This is a genomic window from Streptomyces sp. NPDC088794, assembly GCF_044750545.1.
Classification (GTDB): Bacteria; Actinomycetota; Actinomycetes; order Streptomycetales; family Streptomycetaceae; genus Streptomyces.
Window position 1 is genome coordinate 121,146 of sequence record NZ_JBIVKB010000020.1, and the last position, 18,105, is coordinate 139,250.

16 protein-coding genes are annotated in these 18,105 nt (G+C 70.2%); 1 reads left to right on the forward strand and 15 read right to left on the reverse strand.

The window, feature by feature from the left end; genetic code table 11:
• Positions 1-60: 60 nt before the first annotated feature.
• From ACIP6U_RS41610 to ACIP6U_RS41680, 15 genes are all read right to left on the reverse strand, one after another.
• Complete coding sequence (locus ACIP6U_RS41610; protein ID WP_401727979.1) at positions 61-1,173, reverse strand: chondroitinase-B domain-containing protein; 1,113 nt, start codon at positions 1,171-1,173, stop codon at positions 61-63.
• A 44-nt stretch (positions 1,174-1,217) separates the two neighbouring features.
• Positions 1,218-2,270, reverse strand: coding sequence for a pectinesterase family protein (locus ACIP6U_RS41615; protein ID WP_401727980.1), 1,053 nt, complete (start codon positions 2,268-2,270; stop codon positions 1,218-1,220).
• A gap of 1 nt (position 2,271) precedes the next feature.
• On the reverse strand, positions 2,272-3,396 hold the full coding sequence (locus tag ACIP6U_RS41620; protein ID WP_401727982.1) for a pectinesterase family protein: 1,125 nt from the start codon (positions 3,394-3,396) through the stop codon (positions 2,272-2,274).
• A gap of 139 nt (positions 3,397-3,535) precedes the next feature.
• The gene (locus ACIP6U_RS41625) at positions 3,536-4,822 is read right to left on the reverse strand and encodes a polysaccharide lyase family 1 protein (protein ID WP_401727983.1); all 1,287 of its coding nucleotides are present in this window, start codon (positions 4,820-4,822) and stop codon (positions 3,536-3,538) included.
• Between the two features lie 47 nt (positions 4,823-4,869).
• Complete coding sequence (locus ACIP6U_RS41630) at positions 4,870-5,640, reverse strand: rhamnogalacturonan acetylesterase (RefSeq protein ID WP_401727984.1); 771 nt, start codon at positions 5,638-5,640, stop codon at positions 4,870-4,872.
• Between the two features lie 94 nt (positions 5,641-5,734).
• On the reverse strand, positions 5,735-7,072 hold the full coding sequence (locus tag ACIP6U_RS41635; RefSeq protein ID WP_401727985.1) for an ABC transporter substrate-binding protein: 1,338 nt from the start codon (positions 7,070-7,072) through the stop codon (positions 5,735-5,737).
• A gap of 109 nt (positions 7,073-7,181) precedes the next feature.
• Complete coding sequence (locus tag ACIP6U_RS41640) at positions 7,182-8,690, reverse strand: family 43 glycosylhydrolase (RefSeq protein WP_401727986.1); 1,509 nt, start codon at positions 8,688-8,690, stop codon at positions 7,182-7,184.
• A 41-nt stretch (positions 8,691-8,731) separates the two neighbouring features.
• Positions 8,732-9,577 carry a PmoA family protein gene (locus ACIP6U_RS41645; protein WP_401727987.1) on the reverse strand — a complete coding sequence of 282 codons (846 nt, stop codon included), beginning with the start codon at positions 9,575-9,577 and terminating at the stop codon, positions 8,732-8,734.
• The gene (locus tag ACIP6U_RS41650) at positions 9,574-10,728 is read right to left on the reverse strand and encodes a Gfo/Idh/MocA family protein (RefSeq protein WP_401727988.1); all 1,155 of its coding nucleotides are present in this window, start codon (positions 10,726-10,728) and stop codon (positions 9,574-9,576) included. Before ACIP6U_RS41650 ends, ACIP6U_RS41645 begins: the two co-directional genes overlap by 4 nt.
• Positions 10,729-10,777: 49 nt before the next feature.
• On the reverse strand, positions 10,778-11,662 hold the full coding sequence (locus tag ACIP6U_RS41655; protein WP_401727989.1) for a carbohydrate ABC transporter permease: 885 nt from the start codon (positions 11,660-11,662) through the stop codon (positions 10,778-10,780).
• Positions 11,659-12,594 carry a carbohydrate ABC transporter permease gene (locus ACIP6U_RS41660; RefSeq protein ID WP_401727990.1) on the reverse strand — a complete coding sequence of 312 codons (936 nt, stop codon included), beginning with the start codon at positions 12,592-12,594 and terminating at the stop codon, positions 11,659-11,661. The genes ACIP6U_RS41655 and ACIP6U_RS41660 overlap by 4 nt, the downstream gene beginning before the upstream one ends.
• 128 nt (positions 12,595-12,722) lie before the next feature.
• A complete protein-coding gene (gene araD / locus ACIP6U_RS41665; protein ID WP_401727991.1) occupies positions 12,723-14,444 on the reverse strand; it encodes an L-arabinonate dehydratase in 1,722 nt (573 codons plus the stop codon).
• Positions 14,441-15,349, reverse strand: coding sequence for a dihydrodipicolinate synthase family protein (locus tag ACIP6U_RS41670; RefSeq protein WP_401727992.1), 909 nt, complete (start codon positions 15,347-15,349; stop codon positions 14,441-14,443). The genes araD and ACIP6U_RS41670 overlap by 4 nt, the downstream gene beginning before the upstream one ends.
• On the reverse strand, positions 15,346-16,014 hold the full coding sequence (locus tag ACIP6U_RS41675; protein ID WP_401727993.1) for a GntR family transcriptional regulator: 669 nt from the start codon (positions 16,012-16,014) through the stop codon (positions 15,346-15,348). Before ACIP6U_RS41675 ends, ACIP6U_RS41670 begins: the two co-directional genes overlap by 4 nt.
• Positions 16,015-16,138: 124 nt before the next feature.
• Entirely contained in the window at positions 16,139-16,726 is a 588-nt protein-coding gene (locus ACIP6U_RS41680; protein WP_401727994.1) for a TIGR03086 family metal-binding protein, read from the reverse strand.
• A gap of 143 nt (positions 16,727-16,869) precedes the next feature.
• On the opposite strand from ACIP6U_RS41680, the gene ACIP6U_RS41685 reads away from it, so the two are divergent.
• The gene (locus tag ACIP6U_RS41685) at positions 16,870-18,105 is read left to right on the forward strand and encodes an MFS transporter (protein ID WP_401727995.1); all 1,236 of its coding nucleotides are present in this window, start codon (positions 16,870-16,872) and stop codon (positions 18,103-18,105) included.

An 18,105-nucleotide genomic window follows, 5' to 3' on the forward strand; every position in this document is an offset into this window, starting at 1 on the left:
GTCACCCGGGCGGGCGCGAGACCCGTCGGGTAAAAAACGGGTCAAGCACCCCCAGGCGGCTCAATTCATGGTCGCGCCGATGGTCGTGCTGCCCGTGGTGAGGAAGGTCGTCGCGGGCAGGGTGCCGCTCGAACTGCGGGCGTTGTACGTGCTCGACGCGTCCGTGGAGACGAACGACGGGGTGCCGATCCCGCTGTCCCAGTTGTTGCCGGCCGAGGTGACCGAGGAGCCCTTGCTCACCGCGCCCCCGCCGTTGCTCACGGCGAGGTTCTTGCCGAGCTTGGCGGCGCTGGTGGCGAAGTAGTAGCCCCACTTGCTGTTGGCGTACGCGGTCGTCCGGTTGATGACGAGCGCGCCGGTGTTGGAGTTCTCCGTGAACCCGTTGCCGGCGTTGCCCCAGGCCGCCGAGTTGTTGACGACGTGCGCGACGACCTCGCCGTCGCCGCCCAGCTTGTAGCCGTTGCCGTCCCCCGCGAAGGCCGAGTCGGACCAGCGGTTGTAGCCGTTGCCGAAGGACCAGGTGTGTTCGACGGTGACCGGGGTGGAGAAGGACCAGAAGTCGATCCCGTCGTCCGAGTTGTTGTAGAGGCGCGCCCCGGTGACCAGGTTCCCGCTCCCCGACCCGAACTTGATGGCGACCCCGTCCGCGTTCTCGCCGTGGGTGGCGGCGTCGTAATTGCCGTACGAGTCGAGGTTCTTGACCGTGTTGTTCACGGTCCCGTCGCCGGTGAGGGTGAAGCCGGAGTCGCCGCCGTTGATGGTCTTGACGTTGTTCCAGTTGGTGCCGGTGCAGGACTGGCAGACGACCGCGCTGTCCGGGGAGTTCTGGAAGGTGAGGTTGGAGACGTTCCAGTAGTCGGCGGTCAGCTTGAAGATCCAGGACCCGGACGGCAGCGACGAGCCGTCGATCTTCACGGTCTCCGAGCCGTACGCGGTGAGCGTGACCGGCGCGGCCGAGGTGCCGTTCGTCGTGGACTGGAGGGTGGCCGTCGGGTAGTACGTGCCGCCGCGCACCTGAATCACCGTGCCGGCGGTGGCACTTGAGATGGCGCTGGTCAGCTCGGCGTTCGTGTCGACGACGACCGTGGCCGCGTGGGCCTGGGTGGGGAGGACGGCGAGCCCCGCGCCGATGGCGAGGGCCGTGCCGAGGGTGAGAGCGGTACGACGAGACATAGGAGTGCGGTCCTTTCGTCGTTCTGTCGCGGATGAGGGGGACTTCAGGGACGCCAGTCACCGAGGTAGGCCGCGGCGGTGTGCGACCTGGCCTCGGTGCGGGTGAGTTGGGGCCGGTTCCCGGGAACGGTGATCGTCGAGCCCGGCCCGGTGTTGCGGTACTCGTGGAAGCGCATGGACTGCCAGGGGTAGGCGTCGCGCATGTTGGTGTACGGGGCCACGGCGTCGATACCGGGCCCGATCCAGGTGTCCCGGACGACCAGGGACGGCCAGGCGGTCGTCTCGTACGACGGCACCCAGGGCCGCGCCAGCTTGTACGCGGCGTCCTCGGCACCGGAGGTGATCCGGGAGCGGACGGCGAGGATGCCGTGCGGATTGGCCCGGGCGGTGGAGGGGGCGAAGACCATGCCTTTGGGGGTGAAGGTCACGTCCCGCTGGAGGGTGTGGAAGTGACACCCCTCGAACACGGCGGTGGCCCGCCCGAAGACGAAGTCGACGTCGCCCTCGATGTAACAGCCGTGGAAGTACTGCCGGTCGAACACGTCCAGCGCGCTCGTGTCGACGAAGAGCGTGTCCTGGTGGGCCAGCAGCCGCACGTTCTCGAAGCGCGTGCGGTCGCCGTAGGTGTAGGCGGCCACCGCCTGGGTCCCGGTGATCTCGGGATGGTCGGCCCGCAGCCAGTCGTTGGCGATCGTCAGATCGCGGACGGTCAGCCCGGGGGCGGCCGAGGTGAAGGTGGCGGAGCCGGCCGTGCCGTAGGTGGTGCCGTCGGGTTTCTGCGTGCCGTTCGCGTGGTCGAAGACGATGACGGCGTCACGGGGATCGCGGGTGGCACCGCGCAGGGTCAACTCCCCTTTGTCCGCCGGGACGTTCACGACCTCGCGATACGTCCCCGGATGCACGACGATCGTCCGGCCGGGCCCGTCCACCGCGTCGACGGCCGCCTGGACGGAGTCGCCGGGGCGGACGTGCAGGACCCGGCGGGCGGAATTCGAAAAGACGGGTGCGGCAAGCGCGTGGCCGGCACCGACACCCACCCCCGCACCGACCCCCACCACCCCACCGGCGATGCCTGTCAGCAGAGTGCGTCGGCGCATCTCAGCAACCCTCCGACCACGGCGTCCAGTCGCCCAGCCAGTCCTCCCGGGTCGCCGACACGGCCTCGGCGGGGGCGAGTTGGGGCCGGTTCGCGGGGACGGTGATCCGGGCGCCCGGACCGGTGTTGCGGTACTCGGCGAAGCGCTGGCTCTGCCACGGGTAGGCGTCCGACATGTTGGCGTAGGGCGCGACCGCGTCGATGCCGGGGCCGAGGTGGGTCTCCCGGACGGTGAGCATCGGACGGGCCGTGGTGTCGGAGCTGGGCACCCAGGGGCGGGCCAACTTGTAGGCGGCGGAGGGGGCTTCGCTGCTGACCCGCCCACGGGTCACCAGATAGCCGCGCGGGTTGGCGACCGCGGTGGAGGGCGCGAGGACGAAGCCGTACGGGGCCGAGGCCAGGTCGGTGCGGTTCAGCGTCCGGAAGTGGCAGTCCTCGTAGACCGCGGTGGCCCGGCCGAAGACGAAGTCGACGTCACCCTCGGCATAGCAGTGCGCGTAGTACTGGCGGGCGAAGGTGCCGAGCGCGAGCGTGTCGGCGTACAGGGTGTCCTGGTGACCGAGGAAACGGCAGTGGGTGAACGAACTCCGGTCGCCCTGCACCTTGATGGCGACCGCCTGGGTCGCGGTGATGTCGGGGTGGTCGGCGCGCAGCCAGTCGTTGGCGAAGGTGATCCAGCGGGCGGTGAACCCGGCGGCCTGGACGGTCGTGGTGGCCGAGCCGGTGGTCCCGTAGGTGCCGCCGCCCGGCTTGGCGGTGCCGGCCGCGTTGTCGTGGACGATCACGACGTCCCGGGGGTCCTCGGAGGCGCCGAGCCAGGTGGCCTCGGTACGGGTGACGTCGACGACGACCGTCTCCCGGTAGGTGCCGGGGGCGATGACGAGGGTCCGGCCGCTGCCGGTCGCGGCGGTCACGGCGGACTGGACGGTGAGGTGGTCGCCGCGGCCGAGCGGGTCGACGTACAGGGTCCCCGGGGTGAGGCGGCGATCGGGGGAACCGTACCGGCCGAAGGGGCGGGGTCGGCCGGTGACCGCGTGTGCGGGTGCAGCGACGAGGCCGGCTCCGATGCCGACGACACCGGCGGCGAACCGCCTTCTGGACAGAGGGCGTTGGTGATGCGAGGGCATGCGGGTGCTCCTTCGCGGTACTGAGAGACGTTGAGGGGTGCCGAGCCGTGCCTGGGAGCGACCGGGGCGGAGCAGGGCGCGCCACCCCGGTCGGCGGCCGTACGAAGGACCCGTACGAAAGGCCCGTACGAAGGACCGATCAGCCCAGGCGCCCCGAACCGGCGCCGCAGTCGACGATGCGCGGGACGGCCCTGGCCGGATCGACCTTGGTCCGCAGCGTCGGTGTCCAGCCCGCCCCGGACTCCAGGACCTCGGCGGGGATCTCGGCGTTGTGGACGGCGATCAGGTCCGTCTCCACGCCGTTGACGTAGTTGTCGTCGGCGGTCAGCGGCGAGACGTTCCACCGCTTGAGCACCTTGCCCGCGCTGACTCCCTCGGCGAGCGTGAACGCGTTGTGCTCGGCGACGAGTTGCGACTCCTTGCCGATGCCGAAGCTGTAGGAGTAGCCGTCGTTCGCGACGAAGTGGTTGTTGTAGGAGTCCACTTGGCCGAACCGGACGCGGGGCGCGCGCTCCACAAGGTTCGAGAACAGGTTGTGATGGAACGTCACCTTCAAATGCCCCCGGTCACCGACGGCGGTCGACTCGCTGTCGCTGTTGCCGACGAGGATCGTCTTGTCGTGGTCCTCGAAGACGTTCCAGGAGGCGGTGACGTAGTCGGCACCCCTGACGACGTCGAGTTCACCGTCGTGCTGTTCGTAGATGCGGCCGTAGTAGGACGGCAGGGTGCTGTCCGGGTGGTCGCCGTCGGTGAACGTGTTGTGGTCCATCCACACGTGCGTCGAGCCGTAGATCACCGCGCTGTCGTACTCGGAGTTCCAGTTGCCGACGGCGGTGTCGGTCGGGTCCCACTGCGGGAAGCAGTCGAGGGGGCTCTCGAAGCTCAGGTTGCGGACGATGACGTTGTCGACGCCCTTGATCTGGAGGCTGGCGCCGCTGAAACCGGCGTTCCTGCCGATGCCGACGATGGTGGTGTTGGCCGGCACGGACGCCTTGATGTAGGCGTCCTGGTTCGCGGCGGAGGCCCGGCGCAGACCCTCGGGACTGCCGTCGGCCTCACCGTCCAGGTTCTTGTCGCGCCCCCAGACGGCGGGATCGTACGTCGCCAGGTAGCCGGCGAAGTCGTACCCGGCCGCCTCGAACGAGGCACAGCTCGGCCCGTCGGCGTCGATGACGCCCTTCACCTTGATGATCTTCGGCGCGCTGCCGCCGGCGGCGAGCGCGGCCTTGAAGCCGTCCCAGTCGCTGACGGTGTAGACGTGCGCGGCATCGGCGGCGGCGCCGCCCGTGGTGCCGGTGCCCGCGGCGGCCCAGCCGTCGTTCGCGGGCAGCACCTGCCGGTCGAGGGCGGGCCGGTGAGCGGCCTGGGCCGTCCCGGCCCCGGTGACGGCGAGCACGAGGGCCGTGCAGCCCACGGTTGCGCTCATGACGCGCGCATGACATCTCAGTACGTGCATGGTGCGGGTCTCCTCAGCTATGCGGGTGGCCAAGTGATCCAGGAAGTGGGGATGTCCTCGTCCAGCCGGACGACATCGCGCCGGGCCAGCACTCGCTTGCGCACCGACTCCCGCGCCACGAGCCGCGCCACGGCGATGGCCCCCGGCGGATTGAAGTGCGTGTTGTCCTGCTCGGTGTCGGTCCAGTTGAAGTAGCTCTTCGTCGCCTCGACCCCGAGCGCCTGCCAGAGCGCGAGCGACAGCGCCTCGATGTCGAGCAACGGAACCCGTTCCGCGACGGCGAGCGCACGCATGGCCGCCGGATACTCGCCGTGGGTCGGCAGGGCATTCCCGCCGACATCGAACCGCCGACGCTCGACGGGAGTGGCGAGGACGGGCCGAGCGCCTTTCGCCCGAGCCCCCTCGACATAGAGCCGCAGATAGTCCTGATACGTGGACCACGGCTCGGTGTAGCGGCTGGGATCGTCACTCTTCTCGTCGTTGTGCGCGAACTGGACGATCAGGAGATCCTCCGACCGCATCACCGAAAGAATCGCATCAAGCCGACCCTCATCGACAAAACTCTTCGAACTACGCCCGTTCACGGCGTGATTGGCAACGGCCACGTTCTTCCGGAGAAAGAAGGGGAGGGCCATCCCCCACCCGGCCTCAGGCGCGGCGTCAGCGAATTTCTGAGCGGCGGTGGAATCACCGGCGATATAGAGCGTGCGCTTCCTCTCCGGACCGCGCCCGATGAGAGGAACGGCGGCCAATGCGCCCGCGGCAACCTGTCTACGGCTAACTACCAATCCCGTTCACCTTCCCGACCCCAGGGGCGCGGGGAACTGCGCGACCAGCCACAACGGACCCACAGTCCCCCACAAACCGAAACCACCCACACCCTCAGTGGTTCTTCTTCCAATCAACCTGCGCCGCGTTCAACTGATCGGCCAACGTGTCCAGAAACTCCTTCGCCGTCATCTTCCCGAGCAACACTTTCTGATAGTTCGGCTCGTTGTCGGCCTTGGAGATCGTGTTCCAGTCCGGCAGGTAATACGGCAGCTGCACAATCTTCGTACCGTTGCCGTTCAACGCCTCCGCCGCCAGCTTCGTAGGCTCCGCCGACTGGATCCACGCGTCCTGCGCAGCCTCCGTGTTGGCCGGTATCTGCCCCGCCGACTCGTTGAACTTGGAGTTCTCCTCGTGCGAGAGGGCGAACTCGATGAACTTCCAGGAAGCCGCCTTGTTCTTGCTGGACTTGAACACACTCAACCCATCCACGGGGTTGGAGATCTGCACCCGACTGCCGTCGTCCTGCGTCGGGTTGGGCAGCCCGCGGAACTTCCCCGCGCCCAGCGCCTTCAAGTGGTCCTGATACGAACCGAGGTTGTGGCTCAGCATCCCGATCGTGCCGCTGTCCCACTGCGCGACCATCTTGGTGAAGTCGTTGTTGACGTCGGCGGACGGGGTGTCCTTCTTGTACAGGGCGACGTACTTCTCCAACGCGGCAACGTTCTTGGGGTCGTTGACCGTCGTCTTGTCACCGTTCCAGAAGGACGTGATGCCACTCTGGCCGTACGCCGCGTCCAGGGCCGGCGCGATGGAACCCTCGCCGCCGCGAATGGTGAACCCGAACTCGTTCTTGCCCTTGTCCGTGAGCTTGTCGGCGGCGGCGTAGAAGTTCGACCAGGTCGTCGGCGCCTCCAGCCCGGCGCTTTCGAACAGGTCCGTCCGGTACCACAGCGTGCCGTTGTTGGACGAGGTCGGGATCTGGTACAGCTTGTCGCCGCCGCCCGCGGCCCGGCTGCCGTCCACGAGGTTCTGGCTCAGCTTCCCCTTGAGCGGGCTCTTCGCCAGCCGGCTGTCCAACGGCTCCAACGCGCCCTGCACCGCGACCTCGGCGAGCATCGCGGTGCCCACCCCGCCGACGTCGGGCAGGCCGCCGCCCTGGATGGCGGTGTCGTACTTGGACTGGGCACTGGCGGCGGGGATGCCGACGTACTTGACCTTGATGTCCGGGTTCTTCTTCTCGAAGTCGGCGATGATCTCCTTCCAGATGTCGGTGCGGACACCGCCGTTGTTGTCCCAGAAGGTGATCTCGCCCTTGCCGGAGCCCTCGTCGCCCTTGTCCCCCGCGCTCCCGCTGCCGTCGTCACCGCAGGCGGTGGCGGTCAGCGCGAGCACGGAACCCAGGGCGACGGCGAGGGCGAGGCGCCTGCTTCTGCGGATGCTGAACTTCATCGGTCGGCTCTCTTCTTGAGGAGGTGGCGGACTGGGCAAGCGCTTGCCATGCAGGTGCTGCGTCATTGCGGCTCCCAACAGGACTACGAGGGCGGTGGGTTGTCAGGGATTACAAGGAGTCGATCCTGAAGTGCGCGAAGGTTGCCGCACCGGCGTGGCCGCCACCGGTGGGCGCGAGGGCGAAGAGCCCCAACAGGGCGCCGATCCAGCGCCAGGGGGTGGCGGCGAAGACGGGCCCTGAAGGTCGCGGGCCGTCGCCGATGTCGTAGAGGAACCGGCAGCGCGCCTGCGCGCCGATCTCGATCCGCAGCCGGACGCGTCCCTCCGGAGCGAGCCGTGCGTGAGCGGCATCGCGCTCCCGCTCGGCGACCTCCTCGGCGAACCGGTGCACGACGTGGACCGCCCCGTCCTCGCCCCGCTGGAGCCCGATCCAGCCGAACGCGTCGCCGAGCACCGCGAGTCCGGCTCGCGCGCCCGACTCCTCGCTGTGCAGCCGCAGTTCGACCTCGACGGCGGACGGGGTGCCGGGCAGCCGCTGGGTGAGCAGGTTGGGCAGCCTGCGCAGGTCGTGCGCGTCGGCTGTGCGCACACAGGCCAGCCGCAGGCCGTCACCGGAGTGCTGGGTGGCCCACCCGGGTTGCGGGTTGGCGGTCCACTGCCACTGCCGGCCGAAGCGACCGCCGGGGAAGTCGTCGTCGGTGGCGGGTGCGGTGGGCGGTTGAGGTGGGAGGTCGGGGCGCCGGTGTACGGCGACGGGCGCGCCGTCGTTCCCCAGCACCGGCCAGCCGTCCTCGCCCCACCGCATCGGCTGGAGGTGGACGACCCGCCCGTAGGCGCCCCGCTGTTGGAAGTGCAGGAACCAGTCCTCGCCGGACGGCGTCCGCACCCAGCCGCCCTGGTGCGGGCCGTTGACGTCGGTGTCCCCCTGCTCCAGGACGACCTTCGCCTCGTACGGTCCGAAGAAGTCGCGTGCGCGCAGGGCGCCCTGCCAGCCGGTCTCCACTCCCCCGGCGGGGGCCAGGATCCAGAACCAGCCGTCGTGCCGGTGGAGCTTGGGGCCTTCGAGGGTGAACCAGCCGGGGATCCGGTCGCCGTCAACGATCACCTTTCCCTCGTCGAGGAGTTCGGTGCCGTCGGGACGCATACGGTGGCCGGTGAGCCGGTTCTTGATGCCCGAGCGGGACTTGGCCCAGGCGTGCACCAGGTACGCCTCGCCGGTCTCCTCGTCCCACAGCGGGCAGGGGTCGATGAGTCCGCGGCCCGCCTTCAGGAGGTGGGGGCGGGTCCACGGGCCCCTGATCTCATGGGCGTTGATCTGGAAGATGCCGTGGTCGGGGTCGCCCCAGAAGATCCAGAAGCGGTCCTCGTGGTGCCGGAGGGAAGGTGCCCAGACTCCGCCGTCCGGTCGTGGGGTCCTGAACTCCCGGGTGGGTTCGAGGCGTTCGAGGGCGTGGCCGATCAGTGTCCAGTTGACGAGGTCGCTGGAGTGCAGGAGGGGCAGTCCGGGGACGCGGCCGAAGCTGGAGGCGGTGAGGTAGAAGTCGTCGCCGACGCGGATCACATCGGGGTCGGACCAGTCGGCGTTCAGGACGGGGTTGGTGTACGTCTCGGAAGCCATCGGCTCCGAGGTCACTGGCTCCGGGGTAATCGGCTCCGGGGTCATTGGCTCACCGCCTTGCGGACCAGCGCGGCGGCGTCGGCACGGTCCGGGCGGCCGTCGGCGACGACGGTGACGACCCTGCGTACGACGGTCTCGCCCGGCGGGACCGGGAGCCGTTCGGTGTGCGCCAACGACGAGCCGACGCCCGGGTATTCGGCGGTGCGGACGAACCACGGGTCGCGGCGGGTCCGCTCGGTGGCGCCGGCGAAGATCAGTGTCCAGTCCGCCCCCGCCAGGGCGAGCCAGTCGGCGCGGGTGCCGTGGACCCGCGGCTCGCCCTCCTGGTCGGCGGTGAAGACGTCCGGGGCGGTGGACTCCTTGCGGGCCCGCCAGAAGAAGCCGCCGTAGGCCGCGCCGGGGCGGCCGTTGGTGGCAGGGCTGCCGATCGACAGCGGGCCCGGGGTGACATTGGTGAGGGAGAAGGTGAAGTCCAACGCCCAGGCGGAGTCGGTGAGTTCGACGGCAGCGACGGTGCGGCGCTCGCGCAGTAACTCGACGCCCCCGGCGATCCAGCGCAGTTCCTCGATGAAACCGTCGGGGTCGCGGAGCTGGAAGGAGGCGTGGCGCTGGGTGCCGTGGTCGGCGAGTTCGGTCGGGCCCCGGTCGCGGACGTAGGTGCGTCCGCCCCAGAAGTTGTGCCCCTCGACGTCGGGAACGGCGACACCGACGCCGAGGTGGTGGAGATGGTCGGCCGGACTCAGTTCGGTGACCGCCGTGCCGGCCAGGGTGGTGACGGGGTGCAGATAGGGGCGCGGGGCAACGGTGATCGGCAGTTCGGGGCGGGTGACGTAGCGGCCGACCGGGCGGCCCGCGACGCGCAGGACCAGGGTGTCGTCGGTCGTCATGTGCTCACCTCTTTCGGTGGCGCCCAGGCGGCGCCCAGCTCGGAGTAGAGGGCGAGGGACTCGGCCGAGGCGGCGACCAGGCCGTCGATGCCGCGCACCGCCCGGCGCTCCTCGTCGGGCAGGAAGTACCAGACTTCGGAGGGGAGTTGAGCCGGGTCCTCGGCCACTCGAATCGCCTCGACGACCTTCATGAAGGCGCCCGTCTCATTCGGCTCGACCAGCAGGGCGGCGCCGGTGGTGAGGTGCTCGACCAGGTTCTCCAGCAGGTCGGTGCTGCCGTACTCGCTCTCCTGCGGACCGTGGTCCGCCCGCTGCACCAGCACCCGGTCGAGCTTGTACCAGTAGGTGATCCGGCCGCTGTCGCCGTGCACCACGACATACGGCTCCCCCGGCTCCTCGGCGCACAGCGTGGCGGCGACGGTGACCGGGCCGCGCGCGGTGTTCACACGGACGCACGAGGTGTCGTCGGACTCGATGTCGTTGGCGCGCAGCAGCTCGGTCTCGATGCCGGTGACGTCCTCGGCGCGGGTGGTGCCGAGCAGGGCGAGCCCGGTGGCGACGGCGTGCGCGAGGGGGTTGGTGAGCACCCCGTCCACCACGTCGACGCCGTTCAGGCGCCGCTTCCCGGCCCAGGGCGCCCGCCGGTAGTACGACTCCGCACGCGCCCAGGCCCCGGCTCCGCCCACGCCCACGACCTCTCCGATCGCGCCCTCGGCGAGCAGCTTCCGGATCGCGGGCACGGCGTGCGAGCCCAGCGACTGGAAGCCGATCTGGCAGACCGTGCCGGCCGCGGCGACCCCGTCCGCCATCCGCCGGAACTCGGCGTACGACGGCGCGGGCGGCTTCTCCAGGAGCAGGTGCACGCCCCGCTCGGCCGCGATCAGGGCCAGGTCGGTGTGGGTCGGGATCGGCGTGCAGATCACGGCGACGCGGGCACCGGTGGAGTCGAGCAGGGCGGCGAAGTCGGCGGACTGCTCGGGCAGTTGACCCCCGAACCCACCCCCGAGCTCCTCCTCGGTCAGCGGTGTCAGCTCGCAGATCCCCACGAGTCGTACGAGCCCCTTGTCCTGGAGCCTGCGGATGTTCTCGACGTGCCAGCGGCCGTGGCCGCGCGCACCCGCGAGAACGACGGGAACGGGGATGCTGCTCATGGGATTCTCCCTGCGCTGTCGATCTTTGTGTGCAGGGTAGGTCGTCGGCTCATCCCTTCACCGCCCCCGCGCTGAAGCCGGTGATCAGCCACTTCTGGATGAAGGCGAACACGAGCACGACGGGTACGGCCGCGATGATGCCGCCCGCGGCGAGCGCACCGAGGTCGACGCTGTCCGCGCTCATCAGCGTGTTGAGGCCGACCGGGATTGTCTGCTTGCCCTGGTCGGAGAGGAACATCAGGGCGAACAGGAAGTGGTTCCAGGCGTGCACGAAGGCGAAGGAGCCGACGGCGATCAACCCGGGCCGCAGCAGCGGGAGTACGACGATCCGGAAGGCGGTGAGGCGGTTGCAGCCGTCGACCCAGGCGGCCTCCTCCAGGGAGTAGGGCACGTTCCGGATGAACCCGCTGATGAGAATCATCGACAGCGGCAGCTGGAAGACGGTCTCGGCGATGACCACGCTGGACAGCGAGTTGATCATCCGCAGGTTGGCGAAGATCTCGAAGAGCGGGACCAGCAGCAGCGCGCCCGGCACGAACTGGGTGCACAGCAGCGCGAGCATGAAGGTCCGCTTGATCCGGAAGTCGAACCGGGCGAGGGCGTATCCGCCGGCGAGGGCGACCAGGGTCGTCATCACCAGCGTGGAGACGCCGACCAGCACGCTGTTCTGGAAGTAGGTGCCGAACGCCCGCTCGTTCCAGACCTTTTCGAAGTGCTCGAAGGTCATCGGCCAGGGCACCAGGGAGGTCGAGCCGGCCGGGCGCAGGGCGAAGAGGAGGATCCAGTAGAAGGGGATCAGGGTGAAGACGAGGTAGATCGACAGGGGGACATAGATCTGCCAGCGGGGTGCCTCGTCCCAGGCGCGGCGCCTGCCCCGTGTGTCGGTGGGCGGGGGCTCGACCCGCTCGGGAGCGGGGGCGATCTCGGTGATCACTTCTCACCACCTCCGAACTTGCTCAGCCGCAGATAGACGATCGAGCAGAAAAGCAGGATCACGAACGCGACCGTGGTCAGGGCCGAGGCGTAGCCGAAGTTGTGGGCGTCCACGCTGGTGTTGGCGATGTAGAGGGGCAGGGTCGTGGTCTCGCCGGCCGGTCCGCCGCCGGTGAGGGTGTAGAGCAGGTCGACGTTGTTGAACTCCCACACGGCGCGCAGCAGCGTCGACAGCACGATGGCGTCCTTGAGGTGGGGCAGCGTGATGTGCCAGAACTGCTGGAGGCGGCGCGCCCCGTCGACCTCGGCGGCCTCGTACAGGTCCTTCGAGACGGACTGGAGGTCGGCGAGGATGAGGATCGCGAAGAAGGGGACCCCGCGCCAGAGATCGGCGACTATGGCTGCCGGGAAGACCGTCGAGGTGTCCGACAGCCAACTGGTGCCGTACGAGCCGATGCCCAGGTCCGCGAGGTAACGGGTCACGCCCGTCTGGGAGTTGTAGAGCAGCACCCAGATCGCGGAGGTCAGTACGCCGGAGACGGCCCACGGGGAGAACACCAGCGCGCGGCCGACGGCCCGTCCGACGAAGGTCTGGTTGACGATCAGGGCCAGCGCCAGACCGAAGAGCAGTTGCAGTCCCACCTCGACGATCACCCATTTGGCGCTGAAGGTCAGGGTGTCCCAGAACTGCGGGTCGTCGGTGAAGGCGTGCACGAAGTTGTCGAAGCCCGCGTAGCCGTTGCGCCACGGCTTGGTGGGGTTGTAGTTCTGCAGGCTGTAGTAGAAGACGCTGATCACCGGGTAGGCGATGAAGCCCAGCATCAGCAGCGCCGCCGGGGCGATCAGCAGGTAGGGCAGCCTGCGGGGCGTGGCGGAGGCACGGCGTCGCCGGGGTGGCGCGGGCGGTTTCGCCACGGCTGCGGCTTGGGCCATGACTGTTCTCCGTTCCAGTGGGGCGGGTGCAGCGGGTGCGGGTGCGGGTGTGGTTCGGGTGCAGGAAGCGCTTGCTCGACGGGCGTGCGGAGCGGGCGCGCGAAACGGGCGTGCGGGAGGTGCGGTGCTCAACCGGCGTACGGGTCCGGCACTTCGCCCGGCCGGGCCAGGAACTCGAAGTCGCAGCCGGTGTCGGCCTGGGTGATCTGTTCGTTGTAGAGCGCGCCGTAGCCGCGCTCGTACCGTGCGGGCGGCGGTGTCCACTCCGCCCGGCGGCGCGCCAACTCCTCGTCGTCCACGTTGAGTTGGAGGCTGCGGCCCTCGACGTCCAGCGTGATGCTGTCCCCGGTGCGGACCAGGGCGAGCGGTCCGCCGACGTACGACTCGGGCGCCACGTGCAGCACGCAGGTACCGTAACTCGTGCCGCTCATCCGGGCGTCGGAGATCCGGACCATGTCCCGCACCCCCTGCTTGAGCAGGTGGTCGGGGATCGGCAGCATGCCGTACTCGGGCATGCCGGGGCCGCCCTTGGGACCGGAGCCGCGCAGGACCAGGACACTGTCGGCGGTGATGCCCAACTCCGGTTCGTTGATGGTGCGTTGCAGGGTGCGGTAGTCGTCGAAGACGACCGCGGGACCGGTGTGCTTGAGCAGGTGCGGCTCGGCGGCGATGTGCTTGATGACGGCGCCGTCCGGGCAGAGGTTGCCGCGCAGCACGGCCACCCCGCCCTCGCTCGCGACCGGGTTGTCGCGCGGCCGGATGACGTCGTCGTCGTGCACCTGCGCGCCGTCGAGCTGCTCCCGCAGGGTGTCGTACGAGACCGTCGGCCGGTCCAGGTGGAGCAGGTCCGTGATCCGGGAGAGGAACCCGGGCAGCCCGCCGGCGAAGTGGAAGTCCTCCATGAGGTACGTCCGTCCGCCGGGCCGCACGTTCGCCAGCACCGGCACCGTGCGGGCGACCCGGTCGAAGTCGTCGAGGGTGAGCCGGACGCCGGACCGGCCCGCCATGGCGATCAGATGGATCACGGCGTTGGTGGAGCCGCCGAGGCCGAGCACGGTGGTGACGGCGTCCGCGTAGGCGTCCGCGGTGAGGATGTCGCTCAACTTCCGGTCCCGGTGGACCAGTTCGACGATACGAAGGCCCGCGGCGGCGGCCATCCGGTCGTGCCCGGAATCGACGGCCGGGATGCTGGACGCGCCCGGGACCGTGACGCCGAGCGCCTCGGCGGCGGCCGTGAGCGTGGACGCCGTACCCATCGTCATGCAGTGGCCGGGCGAGCGGGCCAGGCCGCTCTCCAGTTCGGTCATCTCGCAGTCGCCGATGAGTCCTGCGCGCTTGTCGTCCCAGTACTTCCACATGTCGGTGCCGGAGCCGAGCACCTCGCCCCGCCAGTGCCCCGGCAGCATCGGCCCGGCCGGCACGAAGACGGCCGGCAGGTTTACGCTCGCGGCGCCCATGAGCAGCGCGGGGGTCGACTTGTCACAGCCGCCCATGAGCACGGCACCGTCGACGGGATACGACCGCAGCAGCTCCTCGGTCTCCATGGCGAGGAGGTTGCGGTAGAGCATCGGGGTCGGCTTCTGGAAGGTCTCGCTGAGGGTCGAGACCGGGAACTCCAGGGGGAATCCGCCGGCCTGCCACACCCCGCGCTTCACGGCCTGTGCGCGATCACGGAGGTGCACATGGCAGGGATTGATGTCCGACCAGGTGTTGAGGATCGCGATGACGGGCTTGCCGAGGTGCTCCTCGGGGAGGTAGCCGAGCTGGCGGGTGCGGGCCCGGTGGCTGAAGGAGCGCAGCCCGTCGGTGCCGTACCACTGGTGGCTTCTGAGCTCTTCCGGTGCCTTCATACGGACCACCCGGCGGCTATCTCGGCGACCTCGGCGCGCTCGCTCTCCGGCAGGGGCCTGCTGGGCGGCCGTACGTCACGGCGGCACAGGCCGAGGGACGCAAGCGCTTCCTTGACGATCGTGACGTTGTTGGCGGAGCCGTTCTCCGCACGCAGTTCCTCGAACCGGCGGATCTGCTCCCACACCTTCATCGCCCCGGGGTAGTCCCCTGATCGAAGCGCTTCGATCATGTTCAGCGAAACGGCCGGGGCGACGTTCACGAGCCCCGAGGTGAAGCCGGTGGCGCCCGCCGAGAAGTAGGAGGGCGCGTACGGTTCGGCCAGCCCGGCCACCCACACGAAGCGTTCGAGCCCCGCGTCCCGGGCGAAGGCGGCGAAGCGGGCGGCGTCGGGGACGGCGTACTTGACGCCGATGACGTTCGGGCAGTCGTCGGCGAGTTCGGCGAGGCGGGCGCCGGGCAGTTGGGCGTTGCGGATGTACGGGACGACGCCCAGGTCGGGCACGGCCTCGGCGATGGCGCGGTGGTAGTCGACCCAGCCGCCCTGGGAGACGTACGGGTGGACGGGCTGATGGACCATCACCATCTGGGCGCCGCGCTCCTGGGCGTGCCGCGCGGCGGCGACGGCGGTGGGCACGTCGTGGCCGACGCCGACGAGGACCGCGGCCCGCTCGCCCGCCTCGTCGATGGTCAACTCGGTGACGAGCTGCCGCTCTTGGGGGGTCAGGGCGTAGAACTCGCCGGTGTTCCCGTTGGGCGTGAGGATGCGAACCCCGCCGTCGAGCAGGCGGCGCAGCAGCGCCCGGTGGGCATCCTGGTCGACCGTGCCGTCCTCGGCGAAGGGGGTCACCGGGATCGCCACCACGTCGGCCAGGGCCGCCCGTCGGGTCTCGAAGGCCGCCGTCATGCCCGCCCGTCCTCTCTCTGGGACCCCGACTCCGCGTCGGGGAAGGCCCGTTGCACGAACGACTCGATGTGGGCGTGCAGCGCGGTCGCCGCGCCGTCCGCGTCGCCGTCGAGGGCGAGCCGCAGGATCTCGCGGTGCTCGCCGGCCTCCCGCTCCCAGGAGGGCGAGGCGGCCCAGGCGACGGCGGAGACGAGGGCGGCCTGGTCGCGGACCTCGTCGAGCATCCGGCCGAGCAGCGGGTTGCCGCACGGCAGGTAGAGGGCGCGGTGGAACTCCCGGTTGGCGAGCGAGCGTTCGGCGGTGTCGGAGGCGTCGTCGGCCTTGGTGAGGGCGTCGCGTGCGGCGGCCAGTGAGGCTCCGCGGAGCACCGACCGCTTCAGCGCCTCGGGTTCGAGCAGCAGTCGTACGTCGTAGACCTCGCGCGCCATGTCCGCGTCCACCATGCGCACCGTGACGCCCTTGTACTGGTTCATCACGACGAGCCCGGTCCCGGCCAGGGTCTTGAGCGCCTCGCGCACCGGGGTCTTGGACACCCCGAAGGACGCGGCCAGCTCGGTCTCGACCAGGGCCTGACCGGGCGTCAACTGCCCGGTGAGGATGCGGTGTTTGATCGCGTCCAGCACGAACTGCGTGCGGGACGGAATCGGCATGGGCACAGAGGTCATGCGCGCCTCTCGGATCTCACATATCGCGTCTCATATATGACGTACGAAGTACGACGCGTTGAAAGTAGGAGCGGGCGCATGGTTCGTCAATGCTTCGGACAAAGGAAGTTGGGATTGCCCGGGTTCAGCGCTCCCAGCCCGGGTTCCGTCCGCTGAGACCCACCGCGCGGTCCAGCAGGGGCGCGTCCGCCGGTACCGGGACCACCGGGCCGAAGATGCCGCCGCCCCGGCTCGGGTCCTCGGCCGCGGCGAGCAGGAAGTCGTGCGCGACCCGGAGCGCGGCCGGGTCGGGTTCGTACGGCTGACCGGTGGCGCGGGCCAGGTCCCAGCCGTGGATGACCAGTTCGTCGACGGCGACGGCACCGGCGATCTCGCCCGGCAGGTCCAGGCCGCCCGCGCGGGTCATACCGGTCCACGCGGCCGGGTCGCGCCAGGCGTCGGCGAGTTCGTCGAGCACCTTGGGCAACTCCTCGCGCCAGCCGGGCCCGATGTCCGGCACGGCGTCGTTCGGGTTGGTGTCGGTGGTGGCACCCAGGTCCTTGCGGCCGGCGTCGCGGAAGGCGACGGACAGCCCGGCGAGGTGCCCCAGGATGTTGCGCACGGCGCTCTCCGGACAGGGCGTCCGGTCCGCCAGCTGTCCGTCGGTGACACCCTCGGCGAGCCGGGCGATCACGCGGGCCTGCGGTCCGAGGTCGAGGGGGTGGTCGGTCATGGGCTGCTCCTCACGGTTCACGGTTCTTCGTCAGGGTGGACCGGCCCCGGCCCCGAAACTCATCGCGCCCCACGCCACCACCCCCGCGGATAGGGCACCTGCCCGATCCCGCCCCCGGCCCCTTAGGCCCACGATGACCAGGCATGACGACATCGAGATGGACGGTGACACGGGTCCTGCGCGACCGCGCCGCGGGGCTGTACCTGGCCGGGGTCGTGGTCTCCGGGTTCGGCACCTCCGCGCTGTGGCTGGTGTCCGGCGTGTGGGTCAAGGAACTGACCGGCTCGGACGGGCTGGCCGCGCTCTGCCTGGTCGCCATGTGGCTGCCCACGCTCGCCGGCCCCCTGCTCGGCACGCTCGCCGACCGCACCCGCCGCAAACCCCTGCTGATCGGCGCGAACCTCCTGCCGGCGGCCCTCCTGCCCACCCTCTTCGCCGTCGACTCCCCCGCCCGTCTGTGGCTGCTCTACACGGTCCTGTTCGTGTACGGCGCCACGGGCGTCGTCCATGACGCGGCGGAGTCGGCACTCGCGACCGCCGCGGTCGCCCCGTCCCTGCTCGGCGACTTCAACGGCCTGCGCATGACGGCGAACGAGGGCATGAAGCTGGTCGCCCCGCTGGCCGGCGCGGGCCTGTTCACGGTGTACGGCGGCCCGGCCGTCGCCCTCCTCGACGCGCTCACGTTCGTCCTGGCCACGGGCGTGTACGCGCTCGTGCCGGTCCGCGAGGAGAAACCCCGCCGCCCCACCACCGACTGGCGCGCCCGCACCGTCGAGGGGACCCGCCACCTCTGGGCGCACCCACGTCTGCGCCCCCTGGTCCTGGCGGCCGGCGCCACGATGTTCTGCGCGGGCCTGAGCGGGTCACTCCTCTACGCCGTCATCGACAGCCTCGGCCGGCCGCCCTCCTACGCCGGTGTCCTGTATGCCGTCCAGGGCGCAGGATCGGTCGCCGTGGGGCTGGCCGGCGGGCCGCTCATGCGCCGGCTCGGCGAGCGCCGGTTCGCGGCGGCCGGCATCGCCCTCACGGGGCTCGCGGTGGCGGTGCGGGCCGTCCCTGCCGATCCGGTGGCCCTCGCGTCCGGCGCGATGAGCGGGGTGGGTCTGCCCTGCGTCCTGATCGCCGCGCTGACCCTCGTACAGCGCGAGACACCGGACGCCCTGCTGGACCGCACGACCGCGACCGCCAACACCCTGATGTTCACGCCGAACGTGCTCGGGCTGGCGCTGGGCGCGGCCGTGGTCGAAGTGACCGACCACCGGCTGGTGTTGGCGGTCCTGGGCGTGACGCTGCTGACGACGGCCGGCTGTCTGGCCCGCACCCGACGCACGCCGAAGGAGCCCGTCTCAGGTCACCTCCGGACGTCGGCGACCACCTGA